Annotated in this window: 10 protein-coding genes; all 10 read right to left on the bottom strand. The window is 38.0% G+C overall.

Translation table 11 applies throughout. From position 1 onward, the window contains the following. Positions 1–24: 24 nt before the first annotated feature. Positions 25–1,263, bottom strand: coding sequence for a DUF1015 domain-containing protein (locus OCV60_RS07685; RefSeq protein WP_021944406.1), 1,239 nt, complete (start codon positions 1,261–1,263; stop codon positions 25–27). An 87-nt stretch (positions 1,264–1,350) separates the two neighbouring features. Next, a complete protein-coding gene (locus tag OCV60_RS07680) occupies positions 1,351–1,917 on the bottom strand; it encodes a P-loop nucleotide/nucleoside kinase family protein (protein WP_021944405.1) in 567 nt (188 codons plus the stop codon). Positions 1,918–2,015: 98 nt separating this feature from the next. Continuing rightward, a complete protein-coding gene (locus OCV60_RS07675; RefSeq protein WP_021944404.1) occupies positions 2,016–2,738 on the bottom strand; it encodes a class I SAM-dependent methyltransferase in 723 nt (240 codons plus the stop codon). Beyond that, a complete protein-coding gene (locus tag OCV60_RS07670) occupies positions 2,731–4,548 on the bottom strand; it encodes an aminotransferase class I/II-fold pyridoxal phosphate-dependent enzyme (protein ID WP_262529924.1) in 1,818 nt (605 codons plus the stop codon). The genes OCV60_RS07675 and OCV60_RS07670 overlap by 8 nt, the downstream gene beginning before the upstream one ends. A gap of 14 nt (positions 4,549–4,562) precedes the next feature. Further along, complete coding sequence (gene yidC / locus OCV60_RS07665; RefSeq protein ID WP_021944402.1) at positions 4,563–6,587, bottom strand: membrane protein insertase YidC; 2,025 nt, start codon at positions 6,585–6,587, stop codon at positions 4,563–4,565. A gap of 2 nt (positions 6,588–6,589) precedes the next feature. Continuing rightward, the gene (locus OCV60_RS07660) at positions 6,590–6,847 is read right to left on the bottom strand and encodes a hypothetical protein (protein ID WP_021944401.1); all 258 of its coding nucleotides are present in this window, start codon (positions 6,845–6,847) and stop codon (positions 6,590–6,592) included. Positions 6,848–6,868: 21 nt separating this feature from the next. Further along, positions 6,869–8,926 (bottom strand): alkaline phosphatase family protein, encoded by a 2,058-nt coding sequence (locus OCV60_RS07655; RefSeq protein ID WP_147340228.1) that lies wholly within the window; start codon positions 8,924–8,926, stop codon positions 6,869–6,871. Positions 8,927–9,331: 405 nt separating this feature from the next. Further along, a complete protein-coding gene (asd, locus tag OCV60_RS07650) occupies positions 9,332–10,417 on the bottom strand; it encodes an aspartate-semialdehyde dehydrogenase (protein WP_008402908.1) in 1,086 nt (361 codons plus the stop codon). Positions 10,418–10,444: 27 nt separating this feature from the next. Further along, entirely contained in the window at positions 10,445–11,608 is a 1,164-nt protein-coding gene (locus OCV60_RS07645; protein WP_021944399.1) for a phosphoglycerate dehydrogenase, read from the bottom strand. Between the two features lie 70 nt (positions 11,609–11,678). Next, on the bottom strand, positions 11,679–12,761 hold the full coding sequence (gene serC / locus OCV60_RS07640) for a 3-phosphoserine/phosphohydroxythreonine transaminase (protein ID WP_021944398.1): 1,083 nt from the start codon (positions 12,759–12,761) through the stop codon (positions 11,679–11,681). Between the last annotated feature and the right edge of the window lie 17 nt (positions 12,762–12,778).

Genomic DNA, 12,778 nt, shown 5'->3' with positions numbered 1-12,778 from the left:
TCATTTGCATATGACTGTTCATCTTTATTCGTTTATCTTGTGGATAAAGATTCCGCTTCGAAGCTTTGGTTCAAACCATGTAGACTTCGGCGGCATCAATTTGCCTGCATCCGCAATATCAAATAATTCTGTAATGGAAGTCGGATACATGGAAAATGCTACCTTCTTTCCTCCATCCACCAGTCGTTCCAGCTCGGAAAGTCCACGGATACCACCGACAAACTGGATTCGTTTGTCCGTTCTCGGATCTCCAATGCCAAGCATCGGTGCCAGAACATTTTCCTGAAGCACAGATACATCCAGACAGCCGACAACATCCTCCGGAACAACTCCGTCCTTTACCGTTAACTGATACCATCTGCCATCCATATACATGCCAAAGCTGCCTTTCTTCTCCGGTGAAACAGCCGCATCACATGCTTTTACTTCAAATTTGTCTTCCAGTTTCTTTAAAAATTCGTCATCAGTCATACCGTTCAGATCATTTACAACACGGTTATATGGAAGGATCATCAACTGATCATGTGGAAACAGAACGGACAGAAAATAATTAAATTCTTCCTCTCCGGTATAATCCGGATGCTGTTCTCTCATATGGAGGCCTGCTTTTACAGCAGAAGCAGAACGATGATGTCCGTCTGCTATGTAAATCTCGTTGATACCTGCAAATGCTTCCTGAATTATCTGAATATCATCTGCTTCATCAATGATCCATACATTATGTGTGATACCATCCGGTGAAGTAAAGCCATATAACTTTTCTCCTGTCTTTACCCGGTCAATGATCTGATTTACAATATCAATCGAACGATAGGCAAGGAAGATTGGTCCGGTCTGCGCACCACAGGCTTCTACATGGCGGATACGATCCTGTTCTTTGTCTTCTCTGGTATTCTCGTGTTTCTTGATCACACCATTCACATAGTCATCAATCGAAGCACAGGCAACCAGACCTGTCTGATGACGTCCATCCATGATCAATTCATATATGTAGTATACCGGCTTTTCTTCCTCAATATAAGTACCATCCTCCATCATCTCATGCAGAAGATCTCCTGCCTTCTTATACACTTCCGGTGCATAGGTATCCACACTGTCATCAAATGATGTCTCTGCACGATCTACCTTTAAAAATGACATCGGTTCCCGACGTACTTCTTCACAGGCTTCTTTTCTGCTATACACATCATATGGTAATGCTGCCACTCTGTCGCAGATATCCGGTCTTGGTCTGAATGCTTTAAAGCATCTGATTGCTGCCATGTTCTGTTCCTCCTGATCTCTGTTTGTCTATATAAATATTGCAACAGAAAACATTGCTGATTCCTGTTGCAATACTCAAAATCACTATCAACCTCTGATTGCCTTAACAACCTTATCTATAGATGCCTTAAATTCTTCATCGGAAGAATTCTCAAATATAAAGAGCTCTTTGATATTTGTTGGCGGATTGAAGTTCTGACTGTTGATATATTCATCCCAGTGCTCCAATTTCCAGGTATCTCTGTCTGATGCACGCTTGATCATTCTTTCGTGGCAGACATCTTTTCTGGTATTTACCCAGATCACAAAGAGCTCTGCACCTTTTTCTGCAAGCTTTGCACGGAGATTGTCAAGATATTCGTCATCTCTGATCTCATCTGTGAATGGTGCATTTATAAGAACTGTATCATTGTATTCCAGTGCTTCAAATGCAAGATCCAGTACACAATAATATTCGTAGTCGCGGATATTTTTCTGGAAGAAATCGGATGAACGGTTATATTCCTCACCAGCCACTACAAAAATCTGCTTTGAAAGAACAATTAATGTATCCTTATCCAGATATACACAATTTGGCAGTGCCTTTGCCACCTGTTTGGAAATAAATGTCTTTCCACAGGCTGGCGGTGATGTAACTAAAATTAATTTCTTCATGTGTGTGCCTCCATTTTTCTCATTATCTCAATCCTGTTTGATTTTAGCACAATTGTATGATGGTAGCAAGAATTTGTTAGCGAATTTGGTGTTATTTCTTATTTCTTAATAATTAATACATTGTACATAAATTGACTATTCCAGTAATATGGATTTTCAACAGATGTAAATACCAATTCACAACCATGCTTTTGTGAAAACATTTCAAACATGGATTTTGAAATAAATAACTTATCAAGATTTTTATATTTTTCATCATAATTCTGTATTTTAGCTCTTCTATACTGCATGCAGGCATCTTCCAGCTCTTTATCAAATATCTCTGTGATCAGCACAGCCTTATGCGCTTTTTCATACATCTTCTCCAGAACATCAGATACATAGGCTTCATCTGGAAAATATGCAAATACAGAATCAGCCATCACAACATCAAATTTTTCATCTGTTGAAATATGGTCCGCTTCCATACATGCTATCTCCGCTTCTTTTAATACAATTTTTGCAATATCTGTACTCTGTCTGGAATAATCAATTCCGCCAATCTTTTTATTCTGCCTGGAAAATAAATATAAGGTCGCTCCTGCGCCGCATCCTACTTCATAAATGCTGTTCCACGGACCAATATGTGTATTTAAAAGTGCACATTCTTCTTCCCAGCTTTTATAAAATGCATTATAATATGCATCCGCTGAATCTCCCAGATCCACATCAAATCCATCAATTCGTTTCAGCTCCCGCCAGATTGCTTTAGGATCTTCAAGCGACTGCAAAAAACATTCATCCGCTTCTCTTCTATTCCAGATTGCTTTCCAGTTATTCAATATATTCACCTCCAAATTTTTCCAACAATTCAATCAGATGCATATTCTCTTCATCCGTCCGAACTGCAAGTCTGATCATTTCCTTTTGGTTATTTAATTTCTCATTCAGCACTTTGATCAAAATATTATTTTCCAGTAAAAATGATGCAAGTTTCCTGCTTTTCACTCCATCTGAAAGTTCACACATAACATAATTTGCTTGCGATGGATATACCTTCATATATGGGAGTTTTTCCAGCTCTTTCATGAAAATCTCACGGGACTTTCTAAGACGATCCAGTGACAGTCTGTAATCCTCCTTGTACTTTTCTATGATCTGTAAAAAGAATTCTGCATAAGAATTAATATTCCAGATTGGCAGTTTGCGCTGGATCTGATCAAGTTTTTCACTGTTTCTTCCAGCTAATATTCCCAGTCTGCAGCCCGGAACCCCATATGATTTTGAAATACTTTTTATTACATAAAACTCATCATACAGTTCCAGATACGAATCAGCTATACAAGATTCTGCCTCATCCGAAAAATCCGAAAAACTCTCATCTAATATAAGACATATCTTTTTCTTCTTACACCAATGGATCAATTCATATATTTCTCTGGAATCAATATAATTCCCACTAGGATTATCCGGATTTATCAGCACAAGCATTTGAATATGCTTCTGTTCAAAATAATCCTGAATGTCCTGTCCAGAATATGAAAAATCCATTTTTCTGGTATCCATAATAACTCTTTGTTCCTGCTTACAGCAATTTATATATTCCTCAAATGTCGGAGTCACAAAACCTATTTTTCCATTCGTTTCCTGCATCATTTCACGAATTAATTCCGCTGCTCCATTACCAACTATAATTTTCTTATCTGATATGCCAAACAGTTTGCCTGCCAATAACCGTATCACTCTTGCACCAGAGGGATACTGCATGATCAGCCGGTCACTGTTGGCACGGATTTCTTCCAACATGTGTTCTGTTGGGAAATACGGATTTACAAGATAGCAATAATCGACCAATTTAGGATATCTCCAAAAGCCACCATATCTGGCAGTTATTTTTTTATACTGTTCCTCTGTATTATCTGTAAACAGGCTTTCTGCAATATCCAGATCCTGAATATCATCAATCTCATACCAGCGCTGACCGTTAAGCCGTCTGGCCTGCAACTCTTTCGTGTCAAGCATTGCGATCAAGCGGATAACAGACTCATAATATTCATTATTTCCCATTGCCATTGCATACGCCTTTAGAAAAGGCACATATGTATACTTGGAAAAATGCCTGCTGAATTTATATATATTCACTGTCTTATAGTATTGATCCGCATTTACAAAATGAAGATTTTTTTTTGCGACCATATCCACAATACAGTCATTCTCATCCAAAAGCATACATGTACCATCCATCCAGCTTTCAAACCGATCAACAAGTGCAAGGTTCTCTCTTGGATCACATAATATCAGATCTATTACCGTTTCATCAAAAATCAGATCTGATTCCAGCAAGAGGGTGTCTTCTTCCTCCAGAAAAGTGGCCGTTAAAGACAGGGAATAAATATTATTTGTTTTATCATATATTGGATTTTCCACAAATATGATCGGTGTATGTATTGTTAATGACACAATATATTCCTTTAATGTCTCTTCCTGATACCCTGTCACTATAACGATCCTTGACAGGTCTTTTCTGTCAAGGATCTTCAGCATTCTTTCAATCAGAGATATTCCATTTACTTCAACCATACATTTAGTCTTATTCTTTGTAATATTCTTTAATCGTTTCCCCATTCCTGCTGCTAATATTATACCCTGCATTCTCCTACCCCTCTCTATTCCATAAGCCGTTTCATAATATATTTTCCACTTAATATCCGGCTCTTTCCGATATTAAAAATATGTTTCTCTCTGGCATCCGCAATCTGCTTTCTATACATGTCCTTTTGCTTTAACATATCTGTAGATATTTCAAGTATATTATCAATATCATTTACAGATATCGCCTTCCCAAGCACATTTCGCAATGTCACATTAATTGGCTTCTGCTCAATCTTATCATATTCAGGATTCATGATTTTCATTGGCGTATCAATAAACAGCACTGGTTTCAATGTTGTAAATGCATATTCAAATGATATATCTGACCAGTCTGTTATCAGCAGATCAGCATCCATAACCGTACTGTTAGAAGAAAAGTCCGTCTGTATAGTTATATTATCATCCTTTGCATATCGCTCCTGCATTTCCACAAACCGTTCCATCTGATGTCTCACCTGCTGCGGATGCGGCCGTACAATGACCTCATATGGTGTATTCTTATATTTATCTAATATCTGCTCAATACACAGATCAATAATATTTTCCGGCTGCCACGATGGTGCGATCAGTATTTTTTTCTTTTCATTTTCTTTTCTGTTTTCAATCTGATACTGCTCGATCATCTGATCCAATAACGCATATCCTGTCTCAACCAGAGTTTTAGGCTGTGTCACATACAGCGCTTCCATTTGCTGTATTTCACGTACCGAATCGATTCCTACACAAAAAACCGTGTCATAATAATCTAATGCACCTTTCCGTAATGTAAGTGCATTACTTCCCATCCCATGTGCTACATAAATATATTCAATATCTGATCTTACCTTGGAACGCTTGATATGATATTTTTCCAGATCTGGCATCGTCATCAGACAGATATCACAATCCAATTTCATAAACAAAGGAATCAGATACTTGTCCTGTGCTATATAATATGCCCGGACTGCCGACTGCTCCTGCTTCAGGATCGGATCCTCCGGATCACTGGTAACATAATCCATTTTATAATCAGACCGTTCAGCCAGATACTCTATGATCGGCTGATAATATTTATAAAAGCCCCGGCCCTCTGCATAAAATACAATTCTCTTTTCAGTCTTCTCAAACCGATGATAATCCTGTTTCTCTGTTCTCCCATACTTTTTTCGTATCTTTTCTTTTTCCTCTGCTGTTTCATTCAAGATCCGTATGTAATCCATATCAATATATTTTTCAGGCGGCATCACAATATTTACCAGATACATGGAAGGAATTGCGAACAAATTTCCAAAGATCCAATATACCCCGACTCCAGCCGGAACAAGGAACGCAAAATATGTGGAAAATGCTATCATAAATACCGTCATTCCTATTTTATTCCATTTTCCGGCATATAACTGCAGCACATTTATTTTATTTTGAACAACACACATGAGCCATGCGCTCACACCCGATAAAACAGGAATCAAAACCAGTTTATTATGTAATGATAATTGTGGTTTCTCTGATAAATTAAATCCGATAAAATTCATATCAAAATCTGATATCTTTTCTATCAGTCCCATAAGGTTTTCAGGTACACCGCTAATACCATTCTGTATTTCATGGATCATTGTCAACTGGTAAGAATTATCCTGCAATGTCCATCCAAGCCCCTCAAACCATTTTTGCAGCATAGCGATATCGGGATCCTGCATCCGCAGGATATATGAAAGCGGGCAATACATAACACCCACCAATCCAAGAACGATCAGAATCTGGATCAGCAGTGGTATCATATCCAGTAATGGATGATATTGCATTTTTTTATATAATTCCAGTTGTGCATCTGCATACCGATCTTTATCATCCACATATTTTACTTTTAAAGCATCAAGTTCCGGACGCATCTGTGCCATTTTTATCGAATTTTTCTGTGTAATCAATGAAATAGGAAATAATACAAATTTTGTAAAAATCGTAAACACAATAATTGACAATCCATAATTATTTACAAAAACATAGCACCATCTCATTATGATCCCGAAAAAATCCGAAACATAATTAATTATCTGATTCACTTCTATTCCTCATCATCTAACAAATCATCTGCAGTAACAATTTTCTTTTCTTCATTTCTTGTCTTTTTTACGGGCTGTTCTTCTGTTTTTCCTTTTTTTAATGCTCTTTTTATTTTACTGAATGCAATTCCTGCTACCGCACCTGCTGCGATCACTACTCCGGCAATTATCTGGATCAGATAACTTGTCGTCGCCGGATCAATATATAATTTCATTGTTGGAAATTCCTGTACTAATAAATTCATTTCATTAAACATCATACTATCTCCTTTTCTTGTTTTTTAATACCAGAAATCGATCAACGGTATCTTCTGCTTCGGTTTTGCACCTGCATATTTCCTTAATTCATCCTTGTCTCCCTGATATGTATACTTATACAAACAAGCATAATTTGCTGAATCATTTTTCAGAAGATCGGATATATTTTCCTTGTACTGTCGTATATATACACTTCTTGACCGATTTTCATCCGCTTCATAATCATAAATGGTTTTATCTTTGCTTTCACCTGTAATAAGCTTCATGATCGTTGGCATAAACTCTTCCGCACTTACCGGAGAACTGCAAACTGCAAGCCTGTCATTCTTTTTATAGGGTTCTTTGATAAAGAAAATAGGCTGAATACCATCTACCGTCATGATTTTTCCATGATCTGCCGTTATTATGATCGTTGAATTATCATAAACTCCCATATTTTTCAATTCATCAAGAAAAACGTACACATCATTTAGATTATCGTAAGCCGCTTCTGGCAGATTTTTTCCCTTTCCATCCCCATAATCATGCATTCCGCTAAAATGGTAAATTGCAAATGTTCCAGAACTGCTGTTATATTCTAGTCCCTGTGTCTGTAATTTTAAATAAAAATCATCATCCAGGTCCGGCGAATCTTCCCCTCCGCCGGAAGAACTGACCGCACCATCAAAATCACTGGTAACAACTAAAGAAAATCTCTTTAATGCCAGCGGCAATACTTTATACATTGCCCCCTTTATAATATTTTTCCGGACTGCGTGGTAATCGACTAAGATCTCACCATCTGCATTTTCCTGTACATTATCATAATATTCATATAGATTCTTTGCATTAAGAAAACTAACTGTTGCTTTATCCGTATATATATTACAAGAATACTGTTGTTCTTTTAGTGTATTATAAAATTCGACAGCCTTTTCTGAATGAAATGCTTCTTTAGAATATTCCCGACAAGGAATCGTATTATCAAATTCCTGTCCCGTTAACAGATAATTCATTGCCAGCGCTGTTCCGTCATATTTGCTGTCATAATTATCATAATATGTAAAATCATGCAGCGGCTCTAACGCATCCGGATATTGCTCTGTCATTTCGTCAATAAAATCATTGCTGTATGTATCAAGAACAAATACAAAAATATTTTTTTCTTCCGATACTGTATATTCATTTTTGCCTGAAACATAGTAATTTGTAATCTCTGCTTCTGAAGTATTCCTATAACCTCCGGATTTTATAACCAGATATACAGTTGCCGATATCTGAATACATAATAAACACACTGCTACATATTTCAAAATACTAAAGAATTTATTTTTAAATTTTGCAAACAAAATAACCGGAACTACAATACAGATTCCCCATACAATTCCGGTCATGATCATCTTGCCGGAATAATCACTCCATTTAATTGCATAAGCATCCGTAATACCAAGGTCACGATCAAATATCATAACCTGAATATAGGAAGCTACCGCTAATCCCCATAAACAACAACTGATAATCTTTGTTACATTCGTTTTCAATAAACTGACCAGAACAGATATGATAACGGATAAGAAAAAAGACTGCACGATCATACTACCCCAGAAATCAGATAAGTTAAATTCCAAGGTCTTTCGATTGGTATAATAAAATTCCAGTGTATTCTCTATAAATACCCAAAACATCAACAAAAACAGGGAAAGGAAGATATTAAAAAATCTTTTTATAATTCTTTTATATCGAACAACCTGTACTTTTCGGTTTTCTGCTGTTTCTGTAAACAGCCAGTATAACATTCCCGGATTTTTATCAACTGCTCCAAAGGTAAACAAACATAATAAAACAAGCCAGATGATCAATAATAAAGCAAACAGCCAATTTGAAAAATATTGAAAATCATCTGATCTTGCAACGATCATACATATAATAAAGGCAAAGAAGCCTGCAATATTCTGAAGCATATGCATTTCCCAAATGGATTCCCGCAGCTTTTTCATCACCATAAAGAAAGCATTTACCAGATATGACATAATAAAGAATCCCCCGCTGATCCCCCATTCGCCATTTGGAAGATATAACAGGATCAACATTCCCCAAAACATAAACGAACTCATCACTTGTTCATGCCAGTTCTTCAGCACTTTAATTACCCGATTATCTCTTCCAATATGATTGAAAAGGAATGGTAATCCTATTTGAAGAATAACCATGAAAAGAACAATTAGCAGATACAGTATTTTTACACGGCATTTACCAACAAGCACATAGTAAAACAATCCAGTCACATCATACAAATATAAAAAATACGAAAATAACATACATGGATTATTTTCCTTTCTTTTCCATATATAACGAAACACTGTAAGAAAAATAACACATATAATAAACCAGACCCCCAGCATTTTATCCTCCTCATACAAATCTTGCATTATGTTATGAAAGAAAAGAGGCTCTTTTTGTATATTCTAAAAGAACCTCCTTTTTTCAACTTATTGCTTTATGAACATTTATTTCTTTGTGATATATCCCTGTGCTTTTAATAACTCTGCGCAAAGGACAGCACCACCTGCTGCACCTCTGACTGTATTATGGGATAAACCAACAAACTTCCAGTCATATACAGTGTCTTCACGAAGACGACCAACGCTGATTCCCATACCATGTTCAAAGTCAACATCCATTGATACCTGTGGACGATTGTCTTCTTCCAGATACTGGATGAACTGCTTTGGTGCACTTGGAAGCTCAAGCTCCTGAGGAACGCCCTTATATGATACCAACTTTTCGATCAACTGTTCCTTTGTAGGATTCTTCTTGAACTTAACAAATACAGCTGCTGTATGTCCGTTTAATACAGGAACACGGATACACTGACATGTGATAACCGGTGTTGTTGCAGGAACGATCACTCCATCCTCGATCTTACCCCAGATACGAAGTGGTTCCTTCTCTGACTTTTCTTCTTCTCCACCGATATATGGAATGATATTTCCAACCATTTCCGGCCAGTCCTTAAAGGTCTTACCTGCACCTGAGATTGCCTGATATGTGGTAGCAACCACCTCATATGGCTCAAACTCTTTCCATGCTGTAAGAACCGGTGCATAAGACTGGATGGAGCAGTTTGGTTTTACTGCTACAAAGCCTCTGGTTGTTCCTAGTCTCTTCTTCTGGAAATCAATGACCTTCATATGCTCCGGATTGATCTCAGGTACTACCATAGGAACATCCGGTGTCCAGCGATGTGCTGAGTTGTTGGATACTACAGGAGTCTCTGTCTTTGCATATGCTTCTTCAATCGCCTTGATCTCTTCCTTTGACATATCAACTGCACTGAATACAAAATCTACAGTTGCAGCAACCTGTTCTACTTCATTTACATTATGAACGATGAGCTTCTTAACGCCCTCCGGCATCGGAGTATCCATCTTCCATCTATCGCCGACTGCCTCTTCATATGTCTTTCCGGCACTTCTTGGGCTTGCAGCCACTGTTACAACCTCAAACCATGGATGATTCTCTAATAATGCTATAAATCTCTGTCCTACCATACCGGTAGCACCAAGAATACCAACTTTCAGTTTATCACTCATTTTTACTAATCTCCTAATCTTTTTTTCTTAGATCGCGCGAACCTTGATAACACCATCAATTGCAAGCAATGCATTGATATCGTCTTCTGTAGGAACCTTATCAATGTCAAGGATTGAGTATGCATATTCACCCTTTGCCTGACTGATCATTCCCGATACATTTCCGCCCTGCTTTGCAAATACACCTGTAAACTGTGTCAGCATGTTAGGAATATTCTTATGGCAGATTGTAACTCTGGCAGTATCACCACATACGCCCATATTTACATTTGGATAATTTACGGAGTTCTTGATATTACCATTCTCCATAAAGTCTGTGATTTCTTTACATGCCATGATCGCACAGTTATCTTCAGATTCTTCTGTGGAGGCACCAAGATGTGGTAATGCAATTACATTTTCTGTACCTGCGATTGCCGGATTAGGGAAATCTGTTACATATTTTGCTACCTTGCCGCTTGCAAGTGCTGCCTTGATATCTTCATCATTTACAAGAACATCTCTTGCAAAGTTCAGGATTCTGACACCATCCTTCATCATGGCAAATGCATCTGCGTTCAACATTCCCTTTGTTGCAGGAAGTGCTGGAACATGGATCGTGATATAATCACATTCCTTATAGATATCTTCTACATTTGTAATGTGTTTGATGTATTTGGATAAGCCCCATGCTGCATCAACGGATACAAACGGATCATAACCATATACTTCCATTCCAAGTCTGACTGCGATATTTGCTACCTTGGCACCGATCGCACCAAGACCGATAACACCGAGCTTCTTGCCGGCGATCTCATTACCTGCATACTGCTTTTTCTGCTTCTCAACTGCTTTTGCAAGGTTCTCGTCAGAAGCATTGTCCTTTACCCAGTTGTATCCGCCCATCAGATCACGGGAAGCAAGAAGCAGACCTGCTACAACCAGTTCCTTAACACCATTTGCATTTGCACCTGGAGTATTGAATACTACAACGCCCTTTTCTGCACATTTATCAAGTGGAATATTATTTACACCTGCACCTGCTCTTGCAACACACAGGAGTTTGTCTGAAAGTTCCAGATCATGCATGGATGCACTTCTTACCAGAACCGCATCTGCGTCTGCATAATTATCCGTTATTTCATATGTATCCGGTAACAGCTCCATGCCACATGCAGCGATCGGATTTAAACAATTCACTTTAACTGCCATTTTTTATTTAACTCTCCTTTATATCCGCCTCCGCATGCAATCCCAAAGGACTGCATGCAGAATGCTCTTATTATGAATTCTTCTCTTCGAAATCCTTCATGAATTCTACTAACTTCTCAACACCTTCGATCGGCATTGCATTGTAGATCGATGCTCTCATGCCGCCAACCGTTCTGTGTCCCTTCAGATTTACAAAACCAGCCTCTGTTGCAGCCTTTACGAACTTGGCATCTAATTCTTCATCACCTGTAACAAATGGAACATTCATTAAAGAACGATCCTCTTTTACTACAGTTCCCTTAAACATCTTGGAGCTGTCTAAGAAATTGTAAAGGATTGCTGCCTTCTTCTCATTGTGCTCCTTCATAGCTGCAAGACCACCCATCTCTTTTACCCATTTGAATACCTTGCCACAAATATAGATACCGTAGCATGGTGGTGTATTGTAAAGAGAATCTGCATCTGCCTGTGTCTTATACTTTAACATGGTTGGTGTAAATGGCATAACGTCATCACGGATCAGATCTTCACGGATGATCGCAACTACTACACCGGCCGGACCTACGTTCTTCTGTACGCCAAAGTAGATCACACCATAGTCAGATACATTGACCGGCTGAGACAGAATGTCGGATGACATATCTGCTACCAGAATCTTACCCTTTGTATTTGGAAGCTTGTGATATGTAGTTCCATAGATTGTATTGTTGTGACAGATATATACATAATCTGCATCCTCATCAATCGGAAGATCAGAACAATCCGGAATATAGGAGAATGTCTTATCTGCTGATGAAGCAACAGCATTTACCTTTCCATATTTTTTAGCTTCTTCGTATGCTTTCTTTGCCCACTGACCTGTGATGATGTAATCCGCTACACCATTCTTCATAAGGTTCATAGGTATCGCAGCGAACTGCTGGGAAGCACCGCCCTGTAAGAATAATACTTTGTAATTATCAGGGATTTCCATGATATCGCGAAGATCCTGTTCTGCCTCTTTGATGATCGTATCGAATGCTTTCGATCGATGACTCATCTCCATAACACTCATGCCTGTTCCTCTGTAGTCAAGCATTTCTTCTGCTGCTTCTCTTAATACAGATTCAGGAAGCATGGATGGACCTGCTGAAAAGTTAAATACTCTTGCCATTTTTTATCTCCTTCTTT

The organism is Coprococcus ammoniilyticus, from assembly GCF_025567345.1.
Taxonomy (GTDB): domain Bacteria; phylum Bacillota; class Clostridia; order Lachnospirales; family Lachnospiraceae; genus Coprococcus; species Coprococcus ammoniilyticus.
Note: the sequence above shows the minus strand (reverse complement) of the source record. Positions and strands in the feature narration are given on the sequence as shown.

What these genes read in the sequence shown, in the direction of transcription:
- OCV60_RS07660 (WP_021944401.1), bottom strand. Translation starts at nt 6,847, where the DNA reads ATGATGTTTAATGAAATGAATTTATTAGTACAGGAATTTCCAACAATG.
- serC (WP_021944398.1), bottom strand. Translation starts at nt 12,761, where the DNA reads ATGGCAAGAGTATTTAACTTTTCAGCAGGTCCATCCATGCTTCCTGAA.
- OCV60_RS07645 (WP_021944399.1), bottom strand. Translation starts at nt 11,608, where the DNA reads ATGGCAGTTAAAGTGAATTGTTTAAATCCGATCGCTGCATGTGGCATG.
- asd (WP_008402908.1), bottom strand. Translation starts at nt 10,417, where the DNA reads ATGAGTGATAAACTGAAAGTTGGTATTCTTGGTGCTACCGGTATGGTA.
- OCV60_RS07655 (WP_147340228.1), bottom strand. Translation starts at nt 8,926, where the DNA reads ATGTTTTGGGGAATGTTGATCCTGTTATATCTTCCAAATGGCGAATGG.
- OCV60_RS07670 (WP_262529924.1), bottom strand. Translation starts at nt 4,548, where the DNA reads ATGCAGGGTATAATATTAGCAGCAGGAATGGGGAAACGATTAAAGAAT.
- OCV60_RS07680 (WP_021944405.1), bottom strand. Translation starts at nt 1,917, where the DNA reads ATGAAGAAATTAATTTTAGTTACATCACCGCCAGCCTGTGGAAAGACA.
- OCV60_RS07685 (WP_021944406.1), bottom strand. Translation starts at nt 1,263, where the DNA reads ATGGCAGCAATCAGATGCTTTAAAGCATTCAGACCAAGACCGGATATC.